The following is a 22750-nucleotide window of genomic DNA, read 5'->3' on the forward strand; positions in this document are numbered from 1 at the left end:
CTGCCGCCAGGGGGTCAATTTTCAACCGCCGCCGACACGTCGGTTGGCTCCACGATGTACGCCGTCCAGTCCGGATACGGATATCCCTCACGGAGATGAAGTCGATCCGATTCCCAAACGGGTGCATTACCCGCAGGCCGCCCTGCACAGGCGTAGATGCGTTGCCACTTCTCGTATCGGTTGACCAGTTCTCTCAGCCGATCGTCCATTTCAGTCATGCACTCCACGCCTTGACGATCCTGCGAAAGCGTGGGTAGGGATGCCCATAGTCCTCATGCGGAAGGCTCCAAGCCGATCCCACTGAACTGGATCGAAAAGATGCTCGGCACCAGTTAGTCGAGGACGCTGAAAAGCGGCTCTCCGCCCTCGTTGGTAAATGAACGCATAATCTCTGCTGGCGGTACACTCAAATAGGTCGAGAGTGGAACAAGATCGCTTGCAGCTGAGATCTCCCCGCCGCTCGAAACCGCCACGACAGTGCCATCAGGATTGATAAGCACGTACCGATCGACGCCGTCAATCTGACGCGTTGCCAGTTGATATCCGGTCGCAAGTTGCTCAGGCGATATCGGTGTGTCCAGCAGGGGCATGCCGCGATTGGACCTCATGGTGTTGCCGAACCAACCGAAAAAGAATCTCTCGACTACCTCAATGGTTCTACCAGCGAAATAGAAATACTCCGGTTGGAGACGGTCGGAGCAGGTGACGTTGATCCAACCATCTTGAGCCTCTTTGATGAAATATCGGATCTCACCGCCCTGATTCCAGAACATATCCGCGGGGCCGTCCGAGGAGTCAACACTCAGCGAGTAGCCAGCGAGCTTCGCCCAATCTTTCAATTCTTGGGAAATAGACATGGTCCTCACTTATCGCTGTCCCAGTATGCGGAGTCGGCGCAATTCATCGACTGGCTTAACCATGCCCCGATCATCTAATATCCGAACTTGAAGGCTGCCTCCGGGCTGTCCAAGGCCGGGCGCAATTTCTGATACCTCTACCTTCCATCCCGGAGGCAGGCTTTGCAGTGTGTAGCTGTTGTAGGGCGACTTGAGCGAATCAACATGCAGCGCTCTCTCTTCCCATGACGCCGGTTGGCCATCCTCCATAACACCGAGATACTTGCCATTCTCGCCGACCCGGTCAAGAGCATCACCGTAGTGCTTGATGTATTGATCGAGATCGTCGAACGCGACCTTCGTGCCTGGTACTGCTCCGTCATTCGCTGGAAAGTTGTTCCAGTGTTGTCCGGTCGGACCTTCCATATTGAATCGTTCTGCGTATTCCTGCGCGCTGTAAGCATGACCGTTCGGATCGCGGCCGAAGGGTGCGTCAGGGTCACGAATCAAGTCCTGCACCTTGGGATTAACGTTCGCGGGGTCCACCGGGTCGTTGTCGAACGGCCAATGATGCTCCAATGGTTCCCCGTAGTGCGGATCCAAGGGTCCGTCCGGCAGGCGGTTCCAGCCATCGCCAGATTGCTCACCGGAGTGCACGGGGTCGTGTCCATTGCCCCCTCCGTGTCCGCCGTCGTTGACGTGCGAACCGGATCCGCCGTGGTCACCGCCCGAATGTGGACCGTCTGTACGGTGATCGCTCGCGCCTGGGTGCGAAGGCTCGTGGACGGAACTGTTTGGCTCGCTGTGGACTTCGGGACCGGGTGACGGAGAGTGCGTGGGCTCATGCGTGGCTGGGGGTACTGGCTGCGCAGGTGGGGGCTCCGCGTGCGGAGAGGGTTGGGCTTCAGGGTGAACCGGCGCTGTTGAATGCGGCTCGGCAGGAGTTCCGGCGCTGTGCTCGATTGGGGCCTGAGTATGCGGGTCGCTCGGCGCGGTCGGCTCGGCTGCACGCGGTGCGGGTGTGTCTGCTTGTGGCGCCGGCTCTACCTTGGGTACCGGCGCTGCCTCCGGTTTCGGTGCAGCAACCGGAGGCTCGACCGGTGCCTTCCCCGCAGCGGTCGGCCCAGGAGCCGCCTCGGGCACACCAACCGTGTCTAGGCTCTTCGTGATGTTTCCCGCCCTGGTTGCCACCTCGTCGGCCGCGGCAGCGGCCGCGCCACCCCGAGACGCGACCGCACCGGCATCGCGCGCCACGGTCCCACCCGCCCGAGCCTCTGCCGCACCGACGCGCGCCGCCCCGCCGGCAGCGTCGGCTGCTGGTGCCGCCTCGCCCACGCCGGGAATGGCGAGTGTCCCGAGTTGTGCTGCGTTGAAACCGACTGCGCGGAGTGGGTGACCGTTCTTGAAGTCCTCGACGTCGAACATCGACTTGCCGAGGTTCGTCAAGTCCTTGCGGATGTCAGGGTCCGCCAGCGCGAACGGAGCGGTCAGGGGGTTGCCGGCCAAGGCCATCTCGCCCAGCGTCTTGGCGGTGCCTTCCCAAGCCTCGGCCGCGCCTTCGGGGTCGTAGAGAAAGCGGTCCGGCGAGAGTTGGTCGAGCCCTTGCGCGGTCTGGGCCACGAATTTGAAGCCACCTTCTTCGAGGTCGGCCAGAGCGGTGAAGTTCATCGCCAGCACGCCACCGACCTCTGGGCCGAACACCTCGACGAACTCCTTGTTCGCCCAGTTTTCAAGCTTGGTGGTCAAGCCATCGAGGTCGTTGATGCCTTGGCTGACAGCCTGATCCATGGCGTTGGCTTCACGCTTCATGTTGTTCAGGACCGTGTCGATGTCGTGGGCGATCTGCTTGATCTTGTCGAGGGGATTGTCACCCTCGAACATGCCTCCGATGGTGCTGAGAATGCCGCTGGGACTGAGCTGGTGGAGCAGATCGCGAATGGCGTTCTGCGCATTCTCGACAGTGGTTGCGAATGAATCGATCTGGCCGGCCAGCGCCTGTGCCTGCGTGTCGATGTTCGTCAGTCCGCCGCCGATGTCGTTGGCGGCCTTTTGCATCTGCGGCGCTTCGGGTATCTGGAATCCGCCCAAAGTTGTTCCCGCAGCGGTCATTGCGCCCGAACCGCCACTGATCGACGAGCCGAAGGTCCGCCATGCCGCGGCTGTCGCGCGCATCTGCGCGGGATCGCCGTCCGGCCATAACCCGCCGACAAAGGCCTCAACCAGAGTCCAGCCGAGCGGGGCAGCGACGGCACCGCCAAATACCGACGGCACGGCCGGTGCCGAGTATTTTCCGGGATCGCCCGGTTTCGGCACGGGCGACTCGCCGCCCCCGACCGTTGAGTGGGCGTTCGCCGTTCCGTAGTTGTAGGCCGACATTTGGATGCCCTGCCCGGTGCGACGCGACGCGTTGACCGCCGACGCAGCCGAATGCAGCAGTGCGAGGGCAGCGTTGTTGTAGCTGCGAGAGAAAACCAGCGCCGCGGCGTCGTGACCGAAGCCGGACTCGTGCCCCGACAACGCGGCGGTCAGCGTCGAGATGGCGCTGGTGACGGCGTTGGATTCAGCGCCGACTGACGCCCCGGTCGAGTTGAGCGCCGTCGGATCGACCGTGATCGGGCTGGTCACAGGTCAAGACCACATCTGCTGGTTCTTGCTCGCAGCGGACGAGTAGTTCTCGTGAGCACCCTCCGCGATCTGCCGGAGTCGCGCGAGTGCTTCCCGCATTTCCCGGGCGCCCTCGTCCCACTGCGCCTGCGCTGACCGTTCCGCCTCACCGGCGTCGCCGTACCAACTGGAGCCCAGTCGGGCGACCGAACCGGCCGCGTGCGCCAGATGCGCTTCCAGGTCGCTGTCGAACGCCGTCATACGGTCGATGACCGCGGCCAGTGCCGCGGGGTTGACGCTGAACTCGCTCATCAGAGGCCCGATCCCGCGATCTGGCCGGCACCTGAGGAGTCGGTGCTCGTGTAGCGGGCCGCGGCGTCGTTGAGCAGGGCCGACATCCGCGTCAGGCCGGTGACCACCTGCGTCGCACCTTCATGCCATTCCTTCCACACGTCCCCGTATGCGGACGCCGCCGAACCCGTCCATCCGGTGCCCATCAGACCGGCAACTTCGCTGTCGAGGGAACCGATTCCGGACCGGAGACCGTCGGCGACGGTGGACAGTTCGTGCGACACCGCGACCAGTTCCGACGGTTCGACCTGTAGTTCGGCCATGCGACACCCCCAACGCGATTGGCTTACGGTTGGAGCTTACCGAGCCTGACCCGGGGGCGACCGACGCGAATTTCCTTGTCGTTCACAGGTTTCAATCAGCGTTCTGCCAGAATGCGGGCAGAATTGTGAGCCGGGCAACGACCAGCCCCATCTACCGACTGGATCTCTCGGGCGCACAAAGCCGCTGGTCCGGGCTGCAGCCGCGAATAGCCGTGGCCAGGTATTTCGACGACCTCTCGTAGGGTCGAAACCGTGCATGTCTACCAACTGGCTTTCGAATGGACGGAAACGAACCGACACTGGCTGATCGAGGTCCCGATCCGCATCGTGTCCTACGGCGTCATCGCCCTCATCGCCCGGTTGGTGCTGCACCGCCTGATCGACAGCGCCACCACCGGCCGGGCCGGCAAGGCTGCGGCCGTCGACGAGGAGTCGCAGGCCAGCCGTCCGCCGCTGCTGCGCTACCTGCGCGACCGGACGGCCTCGTCGAACGCGCGCAAGGCCGCCGAACGGCGCCGCCAGCGCGCCCAGACCATCGGCTCGGTACTGAAGTCGACGGTCTCGATCCTTCTGCTCGTGTGGCTGGTCCTCGCGATCCTCAGCGTGCTGGGCGTGAACATCGCGCCGTTCATCGCCTCGGCCGGTGTGGTCGGCCTCGCGATCGGTTTCGGCGCGCAGAACCTGGTCCGTGACTTCGTCAGCGGCATCTTCATGCTGCTCGAGGATCAGTACGGCGTCGGCGACAATGTCGACCTCGGCGACGTCACCGGCGAGGTGCAGAGCGTCGGCCTGCGCATCACCACCGTGCGCGGCAGCGACGGCACCATCTGGTACGTCCGCAACGGCGAGATCAAGCGCGTCGGCAACATGAGCCAGGACTATGCCGTTGCGCATGTTGAGGTTCCGGTCGCCCTGACCGCGGATCTCGACCGGGCCGAGCTGGTGGCCATCGAAGCGGCGGAGGCCGCGATCATCGACCCGGCGATCGCCGCCCACGTCTTGGATGATCCGGAAATGCTTGGCGTGCACGAGCTCTCGCCCGATCTGCTCACCCTGCGCATGTCGGTCAAAACCCGGCCGAACATGCAGGGCCCGGTGCAGCGCCGGATCCGCCGCGCGATTCTGCGCGCCTACGACGAACACGACATCGCGCTGCCGTACCCGCAGGGGCGGATTCACGCGGTGGTGGGCGGCCGGCCTGCGGATTAGTGCCCTGGGCTCCCCGAACAACATTGGTCGGGGAGCGGACTAGAGGCCCGCCCTCGGATCCACGTTGTCCACGGCCAAAACCGTGATCGCCATGGCTCGTCCGGATTCTGTCACGTATCTGCGGGTTTCGCCGACGTGAGTGGCAACGAGCGCTCTCCCGAGCGGGCAGTCGATCGAGCAGGTGTCGCCCAGCGCCTTGGCATGGGCGGGAAGGACGAGCTGGAAGACGTCGGTGTCGTCCGGGTCGCCGTTGAACGACACGGTGACCCACGCGCCCGGCACGGCCTGTCCGTCGAGGATCAGTTGGTCGCGGGCGTCGATTCTGTTGGTGGATGTGGATTCTCGCGGGTGCCGGTCGGCGATGACCGCACCGTGTTGTTCAGCAGCATTCGGTGACACCGGGTGTGGGGGCGGGACCCTTGACGCGGTGTTCGGGTGAAGTACAGCGTCCACACTCTTACTATCGGTCGCCGCGCCGGTCGCGACCGCGTCACACGAACTTGTTTGCCGTGATGTCACGTGATGTACGTCCGCGTGTCAGGGGCTAGTGGGCCACCAAATCAGCTCTTGCGATCTGCTAGCAAAATGCAAGCAATTCGCATGCAATCTGGGTACAATGGTCGCATGCGGACACTGCATCTACGTAACGTCCCTGACGATGTCATGGATCGACTCGAACGGATGGCGCGCGCAGCGAGCACTTCGGTGACAGCGGTCGCGATCCGTGAACTCGATGCTGCGACACGTCGAGTGGACAATGCAGCGTTGCTCGCCACGTTGCCCGATCTCGACATTCCGACGGAGACCATCGTCGAGCAGTTGGAGTCCGAACGCCGATGATTGTCGTCGATGCATCGGCGGCTGTCTCTGCGCTGCTGCACGATGGTCAAGCGCGTCGATTACTTGCTGACGAACCAATTCATGCGCCGCACCTGGTAGATGCGGAAGTAGTAAGTGCGTTACGTCGTCAGGTTGCCGGCGGACTGCTGACATCAAAACAGGGCCGCCAGGCGCTGCATGTCTGGAGCAGGCTCGGGCTGATCCGTTACGCCGCTCCGCCTCTCCTGGAACGCATCTGGGAACTTCGAGAGGCTGTGACGGCCTACGACGCGATGTGCGTCGCCCTCGCTGAGAACTTGGACTGCGCCCTGGTGACCGCGGATGCGCGGCTGTCAGGGGCCAACGGGCCACGGTGCACCATCACGGTCGTACCACGCTAGGAGATGCGTCGTCGGGGTATTGGCCCTCCTGTGGCACATGTGATTTGGAGCGGTCAAGGATCCTTGACCGCTCCAAATCGAACATGTCAGGAGAGCTCGCCTGGCACGCAGCGGGCGTGCGCAGGGATCGCGAAAACCGAAGCGGTGACGCGCCAGGCGCACGCTCGAGCGATCAGCTCACAGCAGAGACCGGCTCGCTATCCGCAATCTTCTGCGTCCGCTTGTACATCCACGTCAACGCCGCCGCGAAAGCCACGACGCCGATCACTTCAGAAACAGACCCGTTGAAACCAGAGAACACCGCAAACGGCTCGTCGCTACCGGTGCCGGCGACGAACCCGGCGAAGACGACGCCGTACAGGCTCTCGCCGACGATCATGCCCGTCGCCAGCAGCACACCAATCCGCTTCTTGCGCTCGACATCTCCGCCCGTCCGCGAAGCCCAGCGGTTGTAGAAGTACCCGAGCACGGCCCCCAACGGAATGATCAGCGTCAGGCTCATCGGCAGGTACATGCCCATCCCGACGGCCAGCGGCGGCAGGGCGAAACGTGATGTGCGGGTGAGAAACTCGTCGGCCACGATCGCGGCGACCCCGATCGCCGCGCCCAGCCCGATGAGCCCCCAGTTCAAGGATCCGCCGAACACGCCCTTGGCCAGCGACGAGATCAGCGCGGCCTGCGGGGCGGCCAGGGCGTGATCACCAGCACCTGGAGCGCCCAGGAACCCGAACGCACGCTGCATCAGGTTGAGCACCGGCGGGATGATCGCCGACCCGAACACCACGCCAATCACCAACGCCACCTGCTGTTTCCACGGCGTCGCCCCGACCAGCTGACCGGTCTTGAGGTCCTGGAGGTTGTCGTTGGAGATGGTGGCGACACCGAACGTGATGGCCGCCGCGAACAGGGTGAACGCCACCAGCGCGGTCGCTTGGCCGCTGTCGGCGCGCCCGAACACCACCTTGATCAACACCGCGGCGATGAGCACCGTCAGGATGCCGACGCCCGAGATCGGGCTGTTCGACGAGCCGATGAGTCCGGCCATGTAGCCGCACACCGACGCGATGACCATGCCGATGACGAAGATGAACACCAGGCTCGCCACGATGATCCCGGTCGAATGCCCTTGCAGCGCAGTGCCGCGACCGAAATCCCACAGCAGCGCGGCGATCGGCAGCAGCAACACCACGACGGTTCCGATGACCATGGGGAAGGGGATGTCGCGTTCGGTGAGGTCGACGAGTTGGCCCTGCCGCCGGTTGCGCGCTGACGTCAGCGCCTCGGTGATGCCCTTGATGATGGGCCGCAGGATCTTCAGCAGTGTCCAGATGGCGGCGACGGCGATGGCGCCGGCTCCGACGAACCGCACCTCGTGCACGAAGATGCCGTCGATGATGTCGCCGATCGGTTCACTGCCCGTAAGGGCGCCGTTGGTGCGGATGGGCAGCAGTATCCCGAACGAGATGACCAGTCCGACCAGCATCGCGATACCGACCGTCATCCCGATCAGGTGCCCGACACCGATCATGGCCATCGACAGGCCGGCGCTGAACATCGTCCCGCCGGCACCGATACGGGCATACGCGGTAACCGAATTGGCGAGCAGCTTCATGTTGGCCAGCAACCCGAACGCGGCCGAGACCAGCGAGCCGAAGATGATGACGCGCAGCCCGGTGCGGTTGGCTTCCGCGCCGCCAGTGCTGTCACCGACCTTGAGAACCTCGGCGGCGGCGACCCCTTCGGGATACGGCAGGTCTGATCCGGTGACGAGTGCCCGCCGGAGCGGGATGGAGTACATGACGCCGAGGGTGCCGCCGACCGCGCAGACCGCGAGCGTGACCCAGTACGGGAATCCGGTCCACCAGCCGATCATGATCAGCCCAGGCAGCACGAAGATGATCGCGGAGAGCGTGCCCGCCGCGGATGCGATGGTCTGCACGATGTTGTTCTCGACCACGGAGTGGTTGGCGAAGCTGCGCAGCACCGCCATCGAGATCACCGCGGCCGGGATGGACGTGGCGAACGTCAGCCCGACCTTGAGACCGAGGTAGACGTTGGCAGCGGTGAACACCAGCGTGATGACACCGCCGAGCAGGATGCCGCGGACGGTCAGTTCGCGCAGGGTCGGGGTGGCAGGGGTCGCGACGGCCAACTCGTCGTCCTCTCAATTCAGCGCACTACGCCGCGGTCCCACGGCGTTCGGGTTCCTAAACCGTAGGCTCTCGCAGGCCCATGCGTTCGATGGATTGGCCCGAAATTTCGGCGACGGGGTCGAAATCCTTGTTGACGGCCACGTATCAGTGCTGGTGACGCAGGGCCGCACGTGCCAGCGCGGATGCGCCTGAACTGATGCGGCGTTGGTCGGCGCGGGACCGGGGGTGTTTCGCGACGTTGATGAGCGCGCTGTACGTCGGGAGCCGGTAAAGGTCGTAGGACGACACTGGCGAATGGTCCGGGTGGCGCCAACCCAACTCATTGAGCGCTGCCGCGACGTCGTCGAGAGGTAGTGACCCGTCTTGGGCGCCTGCGGCGTAGATGAGCAAGAGGAAGCCGGCGTGTGCCTCGAATGTGTCGTCGTTCGCAGGGGAGAGGCGTGCCGCGAGGTGATCCCACAACGCGGCGGGGTCGCGCTGAGCGCCGGCGCCGGCGCGCGTCAGAAGCAGTGTGCCTTTGTGCTTTCGAAGCAGCCCCATCGATTGCAGTGACTCGCGAAATTCAAGCAGCGGAATGCAATTCACCTCGCGATTTTGCGCACCGTACCAATCGCCCATCGCGGGAACCACTTTCGAAGCAGCCTCAACGTCAGCGGGTTTGAGGTAGCCGGCCGCAGTGAGCGGGATGCCGGCGTTGCCGGCGCGGTTGAGGAACCATAGGTACGCACTCAGGTATTCGGCTGGCTCGTCGACAGTCGTGCTCGTGGAGATCAGTTGTGCTGCCCGGCCGGACAGGCTATCGCCAACCGGACCACCTTGAAGGCGTCGTATCAGATCGATCGCGCGACGGTCGATACCGGTGGCGAACATCGCGAATAGCGGCCCCTCGAGTGCTTGGCGAATCGCGACTGCGTTGAACCGAGCGGGATCGTCGAGGACCCTCGCGAGGTCCTCCGCGTAAGTCAATCCGCCGCAATCTTCGGGCGGGGCGGCGCGCTCGCCGTCTACCAGCGCCGCCGCGGGCACCTCGTCGAGCGCGGTTGCCACCTCCTCGAGGGTGAGCGTGAGATCCCAGTTGTCGCCGTAGTCGTAGACATACTGAAGCTGGTCGCCAGGATTCTGCAGTATCTCGTCCAGGTGCACTTGTGCCGCGGGGAGAGCATCTTCGTCGCCCTCGATCTCCGGGTTCTCCGCGTCGTATTGGCACAGGAACACTTGGCTGTCGGAGTCAAACGCTGAACCGCCCAGCGAGAACCGGTACAGGTGGCGATCTTCCCAGCCGAATGCGGCTTGCAGTGCCTGATGCACCACGTCCAGAGGGAGATCGCTGCGGAGATCCAGTCGACGCCAGATCGGCGGCCGGGCATTGTCGAGGTCAATGCGAACACGGTAGACCGCCTGCTCGGCGCGTCGCGGCCGGCGAAGATCTGGATGAACTGACGGGCGGGGAGCAGGCACGTGCTCACCGTACTGCCGCCGCCGGCTTCGAGTTGCGGCGCGCCGACGCGAGCCGATGACAGTCGTGTCGACCAACTCAGGCGGTTGCCCGCGTGGTGCATGGGACTTGGGTCCCGGTGTTTGTCTGGTGCGCTGAGCGAGCCCGCTATGGGGTGGCCTGCGGCTCAAAGAGATTCGACTGAGCCATGTCGGCCCGAGCCTATCCCTCCGCTGCCGCCACCAGAGACCGAAGCTTGATAGACGGGTTGTCCCGCTGGAAACCTTCGAGCCGCCACGGCGTCGAGAAGAGCACCAGCAGGACGCCGTCGGTGCGGGTCAGCACCTCGCATGACACCTGCTTGCTCATGAACTCGGCGTCTTCGGGCTCGACGATCCGCGCCACCTGGTACGGCAGAGATTCCAGCGTGATGGCCGCCCCGATCTCGGTCTCCATCCGGTGCGAGGCCACCTCGAACTGCATGGGGCCGACGGCCGCGAACACCGGCGCCTGCTCACCACGCTTATCCGAGCGCAGCACCTGCACCACGCCCTCTTGGTCGAGCTGCTCGATGCCCTTGCGGAACTGCTTGTGCTTGCTCGGATCCTTGCCGCGGACCACCGAGAAGTACTCGGGGGAGAAGCTCGGGATCGGCGGAAAGCTCACGGGCACATCGCGATACAGCGTGTCGCCGGGGCGCAGCGCCGCCGCGTTGGCCAGGCCGATCACGTCACCGGGCCACGCGTCGTCCAACGTCGAGCGCTGCTGCCCGAACACCGACTGCGCGTACTTGGTCACAAACGGCTTGCCGGTCCCGGCGTGCGTCAGCACATCACCGCGCTCGAACGTGCCCGAGCACACCCGCGCGTAGGCGATCCGGTCGCGGTGTGAGGTGTCCATACCGGCCTGCACTTTGAACACGAATGCGCTGAACGGCGAATCGACCGGACGTGGCTCACCGGCGACGTCGACGATCGCGCCTGGGGAGGGCGCCAGGTCGACCAGCACGTCGAGCAGCTGGTTGACGCCGAAGTTCAGCGCGGCCGAGGTGAACAGCACCGGCGACGACTCGCCGGCCAGGAACGTCTCGCGGTCGTAGTCCGAGCCGTCCATCGACAGCAGTTCGGACTCTTCGACGGCGGTGTCCCAGTCACCCTCGGCGGCATCGTGCGCCTTGTCGGCGGGAATGTGCTCCTCCGGCGCGGCGGTGGCGCCACCGGCGGTGCGGGTGAAGCGGATGTAGTGGCCCTTGCGGCGGTCCATCACACCCTTGAAATCGCCGGCGATGCCGACCGGCCAGGTCAGCGGCGTGGTCCGCAGCCCGATGCGCTCGTGGATCTCGTCCATCAGCTCCAGCGCGTGCCGGCCCGGGCGGTCCCACTTGTTGATCACCGTGATGATCGGGATGCCGCGGTGCTTACACACCTGGAACAGCTTCAGGGTCTGCGGCTCAAGGCCTTTCGCGGCGTCGATGAGCATGACGGCGCAGTCGACGGCCGTCAGCACCCGGTAGGTGTCTTCCGAGAAGTCGGCGTGGCCGGGGGTGTCGAGCAGGTTGATGACGCAGTCGCGGTACGGGAACTGCAGCGCCGTCGACGTGATCGAGATGCCGCGGGCCTTCTCCATCTCCATCCAGTCCGACACCGTGGACTTGCGGCCCGCCTTGCCGTGGATGGCACCGGCCTCGTTGATCACCCGGGCATGCAGTGCCAGCGCCTCGGTCAGCGTCGATTTACCCGCGTCAGGGTGGCTGATGACGGCAAACGTGCGGCGACGGGCGGCTTCGGCGGCGACCCGGCTGGTAGAGCGGGTTTCTGGGGCGGTGTCGGTCATGGCACCTGAGATGGTATTGGCCCAAGTAGGCAATCGGTAAATCTAGGCGAGCCGGCGCCGCCCAGCACGCTCGGCGAATGCGTCCAGAGCGGCCAATACCTCGGTGGATTGCCACATCCGGTTACGTCCGAAGCCGGTGAATTCCGTGAGTATGCCCGCGTCAGTCAGGGCCCCGATGGATCGCAGCGCATTCTGCGTCGTGACGCTGAGTTCAGCGGCGACGGTTGCGGCATCGACGACGGGCTGCCGAGGCAGAACCTCGATCAGCCGCCATGCTCCCGAACCCCGCCGGGCGCGCAGTCGATCGCTCCAACCATCCCGAATCGTGCGCAGGTCGAGTACCAATTCGCGCCCGTTGGCGATGGCGCTGAGGGCGGCGTGGGCGAGTTTCTCCACGATCGGAGCCGGCTCGCCGCCCCGGTAGGCCGTCAGCGTGTCGAAGTAGCCGTTGGTATCCGTCAGGAGTCCGGCCGAAACCGGGACCGTGACGTTGTTGGCCAGTCCGTGGCGGCGCAACATGGCATGGATCAGGGCGCGGCCGGTACGTCCGTTGCCGTCTGCAAACGGGTGGATGGTTTCAAACTGTGCGTGGGCAATCGCGGCTTGGCTCAAGACCGGGAGTCCGCGGCGGCAGCTGAAGGTGACCAGATCCGCCATCAATTCCGGAACGTGATCCTGGTGCGGAGCAATGTATTTGGCGCCGTGCGGGCTGATCGAATTCCCGCCGATCCAAACTTGCTCGTCGCGCCACCTCCCGGCGATATTGGGTTGGGATGCGGCCAGCAGCGCGTGATGCATCGACAGAATCGCGCTCGCGTCCAAGCGATCGGCGAGCTGGAGCGCCGCCTTCATCGCGGCCACGTTGCCGACGATCTCGGTGGCGTTCCGCTTTTCGGTACTGCCCAGCTCAGCGAGCGCGATCGATTTGGCTCCCGAAGTGAGGTTCTCAATTCTCGAGGACGAGGCCGATTCTGACCGGAGCAGAACCGACGAGAAGGGAGCCACCTCGGCCCCGAGTTCGGAGTCGAAGCGAGCGATCGCCACCGTGGCATCTTCAGCGAGGGCTGTGACGTCGTTGGGCAGTCGTGGGGTCAGCGCGGCGATTGGACTGACAACGGCAGCTCGGTAATGGCCGCGCGCGGCGGTGCGTTGTCTGGCGGGTAGCACGTCAGATGGCAGCCGAGACACCCACGTGTGCTCCTCGGAGCCAACTGCGGGCCAGTCATCTGACACCATGCATTCAACATACGCTCACTTATGGGCATAAGTGAAACTATGGATTGGGCGAATTGTCGGATGCTTCAACCGGCTGGCCGCAGCGCTACTGGCGGAACCGGCACAGCAGCGTGCGGATGGCGCTGCCCGGCTCCGGTGGCCGCCGGCTCACATACGGCCACGGCTCGTTGCGTTCCGGCACCGACGCCGTGCGGACCTGCTTGAGGTGTGTCCGCAGGTGTTGGCGGAGCTCGTGCAGGTCGGGATCGGCCCAGCGGTTGACGGCCTCGATGGGATCTGCCGTCAGGTCGTAGAGCTCCCACTGGTCGTCGAGCGGGTCGGAGCGGTAGGTGTCGCCGCCCCGCTTGTTGGCCGCCAGATGCCGGACGCCCGGTTCGGTCCAGGTCGCCGGATCGTCGAAGGTGCGGACCAGCTTCCACAGGTGCTCGGCGCCGCCGGGCGCATCGCTGTCGGAGACCCGCGCGACGAGCCCCTCGAAGTTGGCCGCGACGTTCGCCGGCACCCGGATGCGGAGCAGCGCAGGGGGATTCGTGTTCGCCCCGATGGCCTGCGCGGCACCTGACGCCCCGGTGTCGCCCTCGAGGATGTTGTCGCGGGTCATGATGTAGATCGGCCGATCATGGTCGGCCGCAGCACCATTCACCACCGGCATGAGGTCGCGGCCGGGCAGGGGATGCACCTCGCTGAACGAGGCGGCGAGCATCTCGGCGGTTGCTTCGACGTCGACGCCGGCGGCGCCGAGCAGCGTCGGCACCAGATCGACGTGTGACGTCGGCGCCTCGACGTCGCGGGCCGCGGTCGCGTCGGCTCCGATCCGGGCGATGACGAACGGCACGCGGGTGGCCTCGTCGTACAGGTTGAACCACTTCTGGTGCAGCCCGCCGTGCGCGCCGAGCAGATCGCCGTGATCGGAAGTTCGTACCAGAACCGCGTTTTCGGACCCGTTCTCGGTGACGGCCCGGCGTACCCGGTCCAGCGGGCCGTCGACTTCGGCGTGCAACCGGTAGTAGAGGTCGCGGTACTGCTGCGCGTTGCGGCGGTAGGTACGTTCGATGACCGCGGCCGGGCCGTAGCCGGAGTAGTAGGCCTCACGGAAGGCGGCCTGCGCGGCCGGCTTGTCGCTCAGGTCCTCGGTGGCCGTGGGTGCCGCGGGCACGTGCGGGGGTTCCAGGACGGGGTAGTCGAGCAGCGGGCTGCTGCGCACCCAGCCCGGAAACAGCACGATGTCATGGGGATTGACGAAGCTGGCCACCAACAGGAACGGCTTCAGCGCGTCCGCGTCGCCGGCGCGCCGCCGGGCGTAACGGTCTTCGAGCCAGGCGACGACGCGATCGGCGACCAAGGGGTCACGCCGAAACCCGCTGTTGGACATGGCCGCTCCGTGCGGCTCGGGTCCGACCCAGCCGGAGAAGCCGTACGGTTCCAGCGAGTCGGCATCCAGGTACGCCTGCACGGCCACCGGGTCGACGACGCCGTCGGAGTCATTGGTGGCGAGCGGCTTTCCGGTCTTCGGGTCCTCGAGGTCTGCGTGCGAGATGTGCCACTTGCCGTCGTAATGCGTGTCGTATCCGGCGGTGCGCAGCCAATTGCCGAGCGTCGGCACCTCGCCGCGGCGCAGCCACCGCAGCCGCGAGTCGTCGTAACGCTTTCCGAGGCCGTCGGTCTGGGTGACGCCGTGCAGATCGGGGTACTGCCCGGTGAACAGCGTCGGTCGGCTGGGCGCGCATGCCAGGGATCCGGTGTAGTGCCGGTTGAAGCGGACGCCGTGTTCGTCGAACCACCGGCGGCCGGTGAGGGTGCGGTGGCGCCAGTCCAGGACGTCGTCGGCCTCGTACGGAGGGATGGCGCGCTCTTCGTCGGTCATGAGGATGACGATGTCGGGCCGCAGCGGCGTCATCTCGGTGCTCCCATCGGCGGAAAATGAGCCCTACCCGGGGGCTACACCCGACATCCAACACCAGCGGAGACTGTGATGGCGCAAATTGGCGCGATCGACAAATAACGTTCTGTTAACTTCTGACAACTCGCGCCCCACTAGATTGCGATGGTCCCAAATCGACAGTGGCGCAACATTTGCCGAGCCAATTGACGGCTATTCGAATTGACCGGAGAGAAACTCCGCTCGCGCCGCGCTGCGGGCCAACTTTCCCGACGTCGTCCGCGGGATGCGCCCGGCGGCAACGAGCCGCACCTCGGCCACGCGAACCTGATGGTGACGCGACACCGCAGCCCGCACGGCCTCGGCGACAGGCTCCAACTCGGCGCGCCCCGCACCCACCGCGCGCTCGGCGATCACGACCAGTTGCTCGCCCGAATCTCCTGGCACAGCAAAGGCTGTCACGTAGCCGGAGCGCACCGCGGATGAGGCGCGGCTGACCGTCGCCTCGATGTCCTGCGGGTAGTGGTTGCGACCGTCGACGATCACGAGGTCCTTGATGCGGCCGGTGACGAACAGCTCGCCGCCCACGTAGACGCCCAGATCGCCTGTCGCCAACCACAATGCGTTGTCTTCGGCGCCGTCAGCGTGGCTGACGGTCTGCCGGGTTTGCAGCTTGTTGCCGAACACCCGCTCGGACTCCTCGGACCGGCCGAAGTAGCCCTGCCCGATGTTGTTGCCGTGCAACCAGATTTCGCCGACCGTGCCGTCGGCGGCCTCGTCGCCGTCGGGCGTCACGATGGTCACCCACTGGTCGGGGATGGCCCGTCCGCACGAGACGTGGGGGACCGCGCCGTCGGCATGCCGGCCCACGACCACGGCCCGGCCCGCCGCGAGCTCCTCGCGATCCAGGTATGTGGCGCACGGCTTTTCGTCGGCGCCGATGCTGGCCACCGACAGCGTGGCCTCGGCCATGCCGTACGACGGCTTCACCACCGTTTCGGGCAGCCCGTAGGGCCGGAAGGCTGCCATGAACTGCTCGATGGATGGCAGCGTCACCGGCTCGGAGCCGTTGAGGAGCGTCACGACATTGCTGAGATCGAGGGCCTCGCCCGCGGGCGGCAGGCCGCGCTGTGCACACAACTCGAACGCGAAATTCGGTGCGGCGGCGAACGTCCGGCCGTGTGTGGCCTCGTCGGCCAGGCGCCGGATCCACCGGTAGGGGCGGCGGACGAACGCCATCGGGTCCATCAGGCTGATCTGCCCGCCGCACAACGCGGGGAACATGATCATGATCAAACCCATGTCGTGATACAGCGGCAGCCAGCTGACGCTGCGGATGTCGGTGTCCAGGCCGCCGGCCAGGATCATCTGAATGACGTTGGTGCACACGTTCCGATGGGTGATCTCCACGCCGGCCGGGGTGCGCGTCGAGCCCGAGGTGTACTGCAGGTAGGCGACGTCGTCGGTACGGGAGCCCGGGTCGACATGCATGTCCGCGAGGGAGTCGGGCACGGCGTCGACCGCGATCACGCGCGGGCGCTCAGCTGCGGGCAGGGTCTTGATGAACGCGCGGACCGCTTCGGCGGCCGCGGTGGTGGTGAGGACCGCGGACGGCTTGGCGTCGGACAGGACGGCGGCCAGGCGTTCGGTGTGGCCGGCGAGCGCCGGTGCGAACAGTGGCACGGCGATGTTTCCGGCGTGGACGGCCGCGAAGAATGCCGCGACGTAGTCGACGCCCTGCGGGGCGAGGATCGCCACCCGGTCGCGGGGCGCGGTCACCTGCTGCAGGCGGGCCGCGACGGCGTTGACCTGAGTCCAGAGGCCGTTCCAGCTGAGTTCGATGATCTCGCCGTCGGGATTCTGCGCGTAATCGATGAACCGGTACGACGGGCTGTCGCCCATCGCCGCGCGGTTGCGTTCCAGGAACGACGTCAGCGTGATGCCGTCCGGTATGACGATCCTGCCGTCCGGTTGAACGTATTGCTCCAGCGACTCCGCCGCCCCAATAATGCTGTGACTCAAGGCTTCCCGACCCATATGTCGACACTAATAGCGAATCTAACTAACCGACGAGTCAGACAATTATGAAAGTCGCCACTGCGGGAAGGGCGATGTGACGCGGCCCACCGGTGATCTGTGGTGGGACGGCGTCCCGCCGCCACGGGCCGCGGAATTTGTTCCCGGAGATATACCCCCCTCGGGTACTATGGCTGGCGATACCCATACCCGAACCGGAGGCCGACGTGACGCATGGCAACACGCGGTTGCGCGTCGTCGGCATGCTCGTCCTCATCGCGGGCATCATCGGCATGCATTCGCTGACCGTCACGCCGACGCACGGCCCGTCGCATCATGCGCAGGTGGCTGTCCATCAGCACGCGGGTGTCCCGGCCGCGCATACGTCCTTGTCGGACGCCTGCAACTGCAACGGACACAACGGCTTTCACGCCTGTGTATTCATCATGACCGAGCTGCTGACCATCCTGGGCCTGGCTTTGCTGTACTGGCTGGGCGTCGCGCCGCAGCAGCACGTGCAGGCTCGCATTCGACAGGCGTTGCGGCGCAGGCAAAGAGCCCCGCCGTGGACCGTCCTGACCCTCGCGGAACTGTCGCTACTCCGAATCTGATGGGCCGCGCCCCGCGTCAATCCCATCCAATTCTCAAGGAGTTCAACCATGTTCAAGATCGCATCCATCGCCATTGCTGCAACCGCCGCCGCTGTCACGCTCGCTGCCTGTAGCCCGCCGAACGAGCAGGCCTCGACGCAGACCGCCACCAGCTCGTCCATGCCGATGTCGGGCCACGACATGCCCGGTCACTCCATGCCGGGCATGTCCGGCACCAGCACGGCACCGGCGGCCAACTTCAACGACGCCGACGTGATGTTCCTGCAGATGATGTACCCGCACCACGCCCAGGCCGTCGAGATGGCCAAGCTGGTCCCGACCCGTTCGCAGAACCAGCAGGTCAAGGAGCTGGCCTCGGCCATCGAGGGCGCGCAAGCGCCGGAGATGCAGCAGATGACGACGCTGCTGGCCGGCTTCGGCAAGCCCGCGCCATCGGCCACGATGTCGCACTCGATGCCGGGCCTGATGACCCCGCAGCAGATGACCGAGCTGACGGGTCTGTCCGGCGCGGCGTTCGACAAGATGTGGCTGCAGATGATGGTCGAGCACCATCAGGGCGCCATCACCATGGCCAATGATGAGCTGAAGAACGGCGCCAACCCCGACGCCAAGAAGATGGCTGAGGCGATTGTGGCCGCGCAACAGGCCGAGATCACCACGATGAACGGCATGCTCGCCAAGATGTGAGGCGATGCCAGGCCGGTAGTCAGTTTTGAAGCCGGTCTCTCTAGGTGAGTTTCGCCGGGAACCGTCAACTTTCCCTGACCCGGTCAGGGAAAGTTGACGGCTTCAGATCGCATGTGTCACAAGACAGAACGACACGCCGGACGCCGACACGCCGCGTCGGACGTCCTAGATCATGTCCTTCTCGGTCAGCCACCGCATGACCGGCCAGCCGACGAACACCGGCAGCCAGCACGTCAGTACCCGGTAGAGCAGCACCGACGGCACCGCGACAGCGGCCGGCAGCCCGAACGCGGCGAGACCACCGATCAGCGCGGCCTCCACGGCACCCACACCGCCGGGTGTCGGGGCGGCCGACGCGAGCGTGCCACCGATCATGGTCACGACGCACACCGTCACGAACGACGTCGACCCGCCGAAGGCCTCGACGCTCGCCCACAGGGCCAGAGCCGCACCCAGAGTCGTTGTGGCGCAACCCAAGATGATCAGTCCGAGGCGCTGGGGTTCGCGGGCCAGGTTGACCAGGTCGGCCCACACCTCCTTCAGCCGGGGCCGCACCGCCGTGCCCAGCCAATGCCGGGCCCGCGGTACGAGCATGAACGTGCCCACCACGCCGAGGGCCGCGCCGGCGAGCAGGTAGAGGATCGTCGACGACGGCACGAAGTGCGAGAGGTCAGCGGACGCACCGGCGGCCGCGCTGAAGAAGATCAGCAGCGCGACGTGCGTGAGCACCTGGACCGACTGCTGCAGCGCCACCGCGGCCGTCGCCCGCAGCGCGCCGAGGCCGGCCTTCTGCAGGAACCGGGTGCTGAGCGCCAGGCCGCCGACACCGGCGGGCGTCGTCGTCGCGGCGAAGGTGTTGGCCACCTGCATGATGGTCAACTTCCAGAAGTTCACCGATTCCGAGGTGCTGGCCCACAGCGCCATGGCCGCGCCGGGATAGGTGATCGCGGACACGGCCAGGCCCAGCAGGGCCCACCACCAGTTGGCGGTCCGCAGCTCGGAGAAGAACGTCGGCACCGTGCTGATGAACGGATAGGCGACGTACACCAGCGCGACGAGCAGCACCAGCTGGATGACCTGGTTGCGGGTGAACCGGGTGATGGTCTCGGTCTGGATGCGGTCGGCGCCGGTCTGGTGCTTCACCTCGTCGCGGGCCGCCGTGATGACGGCGCCGGAATCGGGCACGGACTCGCGCAGCCGCAGCGGCATCGCCGACTTGGTCAGCCGGCCCGACGCGGTCAGCACGGTGTCCTCGCCGAACTGCTCGATGGCCGCGGCCACGGCCGGCCCGGCGCCGTACATGGCCGTCGTCGTCACCAGCAGTTGCGCGACGTCGGACTGCAACTGCACATCCGACGCGCCGTATTCGGAGTTGCCCAACCCGCCGAACACCACCGAACGGTCGTCGACGGTGATCTCGGAGACCCGCAGATCACCATGGGCGATCTGATGGTGGTGCAAGGCGTGCAGCGCCCGCCATACGTCGGCGACCGGTGTCTCGGTGTTCAGCGGAACTCCGATCGCCGGGCTGTGCGCGAACATCGTCCAGCCACGGTCGAGGGCCGCGAGCGCCACGGTCCGGGTGTTCGCGAGCTCGAGATCGCCGACGGCAATGGTCATCAGGGCGCGGTGCTCGACGGCGCGGCGCATGGACGTCTGCAGGGGCGCGGTCTCGTCGTTGCGGAGGGTGATCTTGCGCCAGAGCTGGCTCATGGCGCCGCCCACGCGCTGGTTCGGTCCGTACAGCTCGACGACGGCGCGGGTCCCGTCGGCGGAGTCGGCGCTGAGCACCAGGGGCCCGGTTCCGGCCGGGCGGACGACCGTCAGGGCCGAGACGTCGAACTGGCGGCGGGCCAGCGCCTGCACCGCGCCGGCGAGCGGAACTTCGAGCGCCGGGGTGCCGCTGACCAGAACCACCAGGGCCCCGACGAACCAGCCGACGGCCAGGCCCAGAAGCGACCGGGCCGGCACGATGGCGCTGACCACCAGATGGATCGGCACGAACGCCAGCAGCAGCGTCCACCACCAGCGGCGTAGCCGCGCGGGCTGCCAGGGGCCGGACACCGTGAGGACCGCGGCCAGCAGGGCGATCCAGCGCGGGTCGTCGAGGAACTGGGAGAAGACGGTGTTGAGGCGGTCGGACAGGTCGAAATGCCAGTTCGGGGCCGCGATGCCGTTGGAGTTGATGGACAGCGACAGCACCGCGATCAGCCCGGCCGCGGCATACGGACCGAGCAGCTTCCACTGCCTGGTCACCAGCAGGCTGAGCAGGATGACGAACGGCAGCGCCAGGATCGCGATGGCGTAGGCGATGTAGACCAGGTTCGACTGCGTCGGGGTGAGCACGCCGACGATCCGCGACACCGACCGTTCCAGCCGGACCCAGTCGTTGCGGGTGATCAGCGAGCTGGTGACGACGGTGATGAGGAACGCCGTCGCGGCCACCAACCGCAGGATGTCGTTGGTCCGGCGGGTGATCGGTTGCAGCAGGCTGCCCGAGACCGCGACCTCGCGCCCGTCAACCCGCATCAGCCAAGAATCCCAAGCGCCGGGCCAGTTGGCGAAATTGGCACGCCGTCACCCGGCCAGCGCGGGCCGCAGAAAGTCCCCGCTGACCGCCACCGCCGGCGCCGACGAATCCCCGCCGACCACCAGCGTCGCGAACGCGAGGTCCCCGACGATTCCCGCGAACCAGCCGTGTGAGTGCGTGTTGTCGCCGAATTCCGCGGTGCCGGTCTTGCCGCCGAGGCCGTCGACGTCCTTGAGCGCGGTCGCGGTGCCCTCGGTGACGGTCAGGCGCATCATGGCGCGCAGCGCGTCGGCGGTCGCCTTGTCGACCGGGGTCGACGGCGTGCTGGCGGTGGTCTCCTGGCCGGGCAGCAGCGTGGGCGTGATGGTCGCGCCATGCGCGAGGCTGGCCTCGGCGACCGCCAACCCGAACGGGCTGACGGTGACGGTGCCCTGGCCGATGCCGTTCTCGACGCGCTGCGCTGGAGTGTCGGCGTTCGGCACCTTGCCCGTCACGGTCGTGATGCCGGGGATGACGAAGTCGACACCGATACCGAGGGTCCTGGCGGTGTTGGGCAGCGCGTCGGCGGGCAGCTTGTCGGCGAGCGCGGCCATGGTGGTGTTGCAGGAATGCGCGAAGGCCTGCTCGAGCGGCACGGTGCCGAGGTCGAACTTGTCCTCGTTGGGGATGGTGCGGTTCTCGATGGTCACCGTGCCCGGGCAGGGCTCGGGGGTGTCGGCCTTGGCGAGTCCCTTCTCGAGGGCCGCGGCGGTGGTGACGGTCTTGAACGTCGACCCCGGCGGGTAGAGGCCGGTGAAGGCAACGGGTCCCTGCGCGTTGGCCGCGTCGTTCTGGGCCGCCGCCAGGATGGCACCGGTGCTGGGCGCGATGGCGACGAGGACGGTCGGGCGGGAATCGGTGGACACGGCGTGCTGCGCGAGGAGCTGTAGCCGCGGGTCCAGGGTGGTGCGAACGGGTTTGGTGTCTTGTGGGGCGGTGGTTGCGAGCTCATCGGTCGGCTGGCCCTGGTCGTCGACCAGATCCACCGACCAGCCGGCGGTCGCGTCGATGGCCTTCTGCCACACCTCGGGCAGCCCGGCGATGGCCGGCGAGTGCAGGTTGGGATCGACCGTCAGCAGCGCGCCCTGCTTGGTGACGGTGACGCCGGGAATCTGGGTGAGCTCGTCGGCGACCTGCGCGAGGTCGGCCTCACGGAGCTTGACGACGGTGACGCGGTCGTCCTGATTGCCGTTGAACTCGCCTGCGATGGACTCGGCAGTGATGGTGTCGTCGAACCGGGCAACCACCGGAGCCAACGCCGCGGCGGAGTCGAGATGGTCGCGGCCGAGGGTGATGACGCCGACGGTCTGCCAATTGAGCAGGGGTTGGCCGTTGCGGTCGACGACGGGCGTCAGCAGAGCCTTGTCTTCGCTGAACTGGAACGTGCTGCCCTGACGGAGCTTGGCGTGCAAAAGTGCCGGGGCCCAGCGGATTTTCCAATCGTCGCCGACTTTGGTGGCAATTGCCGTTGTGTCGTAACGAAATTCGCGGCCGGGACCGAGTGTCCAGGTGTAGGCGAGCTTGGCGGTCGACTTGTTGTCGCCGTCGCCGGGTGTGGCCTTGACGTCCAGCGTGGCGTTTTTGCCCATGCCGTCGAACATGGACTTGATGACGGGTTCCGACGCGGCGGCGTCGGTGGTGTCCTTGGCCGCAGCGCCGGAGTCCTTGCGGTGCAACGCATCAGCAAACGCGTTGAAGGCATCCTCGGGTTCCGGGCCGCCAAATATCGAGCATCCGGTAGAGCCGAGGAGCAGCGTGCAGGCCAGTAGCAGCGCAATACGTTTCGTCATGACCCTTCGAGCCAACCATGAGTGGCTATGAATTCCGGCGTTGAAACGCTGGGGTGGC

Annotated in this window: 19 protein-coding genes; 5 read left to right on the plus strand and 14 right to left on the minus strand. The window is 66.1% G+C overall.

From position 1 onward, the window contains the following. Window positions 1–14: 14 nt before the first annotated feature. From EB75_RS28965 to EB75_RS21010, 5 genes are all read right to left on the minus strand, one after another. Window positions 15–218 (minus strand): hypothetical protein, encoded by a 204-nt coding sequence (locus EB75_RS28965; RefSeq protein ID WP_142239741.1) that lies wholly within the window; start codon window positions 216–218, stop codon window positions 15–17. Window positions 219–332: 114 nt separating this feature from the next. Then, window positions 333–857 carry an Imm61 family immunity protein gene (locus EB75_RS20995; RefSeq protein ID WP_142239742.1) on the minus strand — a complete coding sequence of 175 codons (525 nt, stop codon included), beginning with the start codon at window positions 855–857 and terminating at the stop codon, window positions 333–335. Window positions 858–866: 9 nt separating this feature from the next. Continuing rightward, window positions 867–3461: a glycohydrolase toxin TNT-related protein gene (locus EB75_RS21000; protein ID WP_073697206.1), complete on the minus strand. Its 2595-nt coding sequence runs from the start codon at window positions 3459–3461 to the stop codon at window positions 867–869. Window positions 3462–3464: 3 nt separating this feature from the next. Further along, entirely contained in the window at window positions 3465–3752 is a 288-nt protein-coding gene (locus EB75_RS21005; protein ID WP_073697207.1) for a WXG100 family type VII secretion target, read from the minus strand. Further along, the gene (locus tag EB75_RS21010; protein ID WP_073697208.1) at window positions 3752–4054 is read right to left on the minus strand and encodes a WXG100 family type VII secretion target; all 303 of its coding nucleotides are present in this window, start codon (window positions 4052–4054) and stop codon (window positions 3752–3754) included. The genes EB75_RS21005 and EB75_RS21010 overlap by 1 nt, the downstream gene beginning before the upstream one ends. A 252-nt stretch (window positions 4055–4306) precedes the next feature. Here EB75_RS21010 and EB75_RS21015 point away from each other — a divergent pair, with 252 nt between their 5' ends. Beyond that, complete coding sequence (locus EB75_RS21015; RefSeq protein ID WP_073697209.1) at window positions 4307–5263, plus strand: mechanosensitive ion channel family protein; 957 nt, start codon at window positions 4307–4309, stop codon at window positions 5261–5263. A gap of 39 nt (window positions 5264–5302) precedes the next feature. Here the strand turns inward: EB75_RS21015 and EB75_RS21020 are convergent, their stop codons facing one another. Then, window positions 5303–5716 (minus strand): GreA/GreB family elongation factor, encoded by a 414-nt coding sequence (locus EB75_RS21020; RefSeq protein ID WP_168176086.1) that lies wholly within the window; start codon window positions 5714–5716, stop codon window positions 5303–5305. Window positions 5717–5887: 171 nt separating this feature from the next. Between EB75_RS21020 and EB75_RS21025 the strand changes: the two genes are divergently transcribed. Together EB75_RS21025 and EB75_RS21030 are read left to right on the plus strand one after the other, a co-directional pair. Further along, a complete protein-coding gene (locus tag EB75_RS21025) occupies window positions 5888–6103 on the plus strand; it encodes an antitoxin (RefSeq protein ID WP_073697211.1) in 216 nt (71 codons plus the stop codon). Then, window positions 6100–6483, plus strand: coding sequence for a type II toxin-antitoxin system VapC family toxin (locus EB75_RS21030; protein WP_073697212.1), 384 nt, complete (start codon window positions 6100–6102; stop codon window positions 6481–6483). The genes EB75_RS21025 and EB75_RS21030 overlap by 4 nt, the downstream gene beginning before the upstream one ends. 172 nt (window positions 6484–6655) lie before the next feature. Here EB75_RS21030 and EB75_RS21035 read toward each other — a convergent pair whose 3' ends face one another. From EB75_RS21035 to EB75_RS21060, 6 genes are all read right to left on the minus strand, one after another. Next, the gene (locus tag EB75_RS21035; protein WP_073697213.1) at window positions 6656–8635 is read right to left on the minus strand and encodes an OPT family oligopeptide transporter; all 1980 of its coding nucleotides are present in this window, start codon (window positions 8633–8635) and stop codon (window positions 6656–6658) included. 145 nt (window positions 8636–8780) lie between these two features. Next, complete coding sequence (locus tag EB75_RS21040; RefSeq protein WP_073697214.1) at window positions 8781–10094, minus strand: plasmid pRiA4b ORF-3 family protein; 1314 nt, start codon at window positions 10092–10094, stop codon at window positions 8781–8783. A 199-nt stretch (window positions 10095–10293) separates the two neighbouring features. Next, window positions 10294–11904, minus strand: a complete 1611-nt coding sequence (locus EB75_RS21045; RefSeq protein ID WP_073697215.1) for a peptide chain release factor 3 — start codon at window positions 11902–11904, stop codon at window positions 10294–10296. 42 nt (window positions 11905–11946) lie between these two features. Further along, the gene (locus tag EB75_RS21050; protein ID WP_073697216.1) at window positions 11947–13140 is read right to left on the minus strand and encodes a Fic family protein; all 1194 of its coding nucleotides are present in this window, start codon (window positions 13138–13140) and stop codon (window positions 11947–11949) included. Window positions 13141–13225: 85 nt separating this feature from the next. Then, window positions 13226–15037, minus strand: coding sequence for a sulfatase-like hydrolase/transferase (locus tag EB75_RS21055; protein WP_073697217.1), 1812 nt, complete (start codon window positions 15035–15037; stop codon window positions 13226–13228). A gap of 195 nt (window positions 15038–15232) precedes the next feature. Continuing rightward, on the minus strand, window positions 15233–17056 hold the full coding sequence (locus EB75_RS21060) for a fatty acyl-AMP ligase (protein ID WP_073697218.1): 1824 nt from the start codon (window positions 17054–17056) through the stop codon (window positions 15233–15235). 206 nt (window positions 17057–17262) lie between these two features. Here EB75_RS21060 and EB75_RS21065 point away from each other — a divergent pair, with 206 nt between their 5' ends. Together EB75_RS21065 and EB75_RS21070 are read left to right on the plus strand one after the other, a co-directional pair. Next, window positions 17263–17646: a DUF6153 family protein gene (locus tag EB75_RS21065; RefSeq protein ID WP_073697219.1), complete on the plus strand. Its 384-nt coding sequence runs from the start codon at window positions 17263–17265 to the stop codon at window positions 17644–17646. Between the two features lie 48 nt (window positions 17647–17694). Next, entirely contained in the window at window positions 17695–18333 is a 639-nt protein-coding gene (locus EB75_RS21070) for a DUF305 domain-containing protein (RefSeq protein ID WP_073697220.1), read from the plus strand. A 165-nt stretch (window positions 18334–18498) separates the two neighbouring features. On the opposite strand, the gene EB75_RS21075 is transcribed toward EB75_RS21070, so the two are convergent. Both EB75_RS21075 and EB75_RS21080 read right to left on the minus strand, forming a co-directional pair. After that, window positions 18499–20862, minus strand: a complete 2364-nt coding sequence (locus EB75_RS21075; protein ID WP_073697221.1) for a lysylphosphatidylglycerol synthase transmembrane domain-containing protein — start codon at window positions 20860–20862, stop codon at window positions 18499–18501. 48 nt (window positions 20863–20910) lie between these two features. After that, entirely contained in the window at window positions 20911–22692 is a 1782-nt protein-coding gene (locus tag EB75_RS21080) for a penicillin-binding transpeptidase domain-containing protein (RefSeq protein ID WP_073697222.1), read from the minus strand. Window positions 22693–22750 lie beyond the last annotated feature (58 nt).

The sequence above is a fragment of the Mycobacterium sp. ST-F2 genome, from assembly GCF_001905655.1.
In the GTDB taxonomy this organism is placed as follows: Bacteria; Actinomycetota; Actinomycetes; order Mycobacteriales; family Mycobacteriaceae; genus Mycobacterium.

Bases quoted from the DNA above. Each gene is read 5' to 3' on its own strand.
- EB75_RS28965 (WP_142239741.1), bottom strand. From the start codon at position 218: ATGACTGAAATGGACGATCGGCTGAGAGAACTGGTCAACCGATACGAG.
- EB75_RS20995 (WP_142239742.1), bottom strand. From the start codon at position 857: ATGTCTATTTCCCAAGAATTGAAAGATTGGGCGAAGCTCGCTGGCTAC.
- EB75_RS21005 (WP_073697207.1), bottom strand. From the start codon at position 3,752: ATGAGCGAGTTCAGCGTCAACCCCGCGGCACTGGCCGCGGTCATCGAC.
- EB75_RS21010 (WP_073697208.1), bottom strand. From the start codon at position 4,054: ATGGCCGAACTACAGGTCGAACCGTCGGAACTGGTCGCGGTGTCGCAC.
- EB75_RS21025 (WP_073697211.1), top strand. From the start codon at position 5,888: ATGCGGACACTGCATCTACGTAACGTCCCTGACGATGTCATGGATCGA.
- EB75_RS21030 (WP_073697212.1), top strand. From the start codon at position 6,100: ATGATTGTCGTCGATGCATCGGCGGCTGTCTCTGCGCTGCTGCACGAT.
- EB75_RS21045 (WP_073697215.1), bottom strand. From the start codon at position 11,904: ATGACCGACACCGCCCCAGAAACCCGCTCTACCAGCCGGGTCGCCGCC.
- EB75_RS21050 (WP_073697216.1), bottom strand. From the start codon at position 13,140: ATGGTGTCAGATGACTGGCCCGCAGTTGGCTCCGAGGAGCACACGTGG.
- EB75_RS21055 (WP_073697217.1), bottom strand. From the start codon at position 15,037: ATGACGCCGCTGCGGCCCGACATCGTCATCCTCATGACCGACGAAGAG.
- EB75_RS21060 (WP_073697218.1), bottom strand. From the start codon at position 17,056: ATGGGTCGGGAAGCCTTGAGTCACAGCATTATTGGGGCGGCGGAGTCG.
- EB75_RS21070 (WP_073697220.1), top strand. From the start codon at position 17,695: ATGTTCAAGATCGCATCCATCGCCATTGCTGCAACCGCCGCCGCTGTC.
- EB75_RS21075 (WP_073697221.1), bottom strand. From the start codon at position 20,862: ATGCGGGTTGACGGGCGCGAGGTCGCGGTCTCGGGCAGCCTGCTGCAA.
- EB75_RS21080 (WP_073697222.1), bottom strand. From the start codon at position 22,692: ATGACGAAACGTATTGCGCTGCTACTGGCCTGCACGCTGCTCCTCGGC.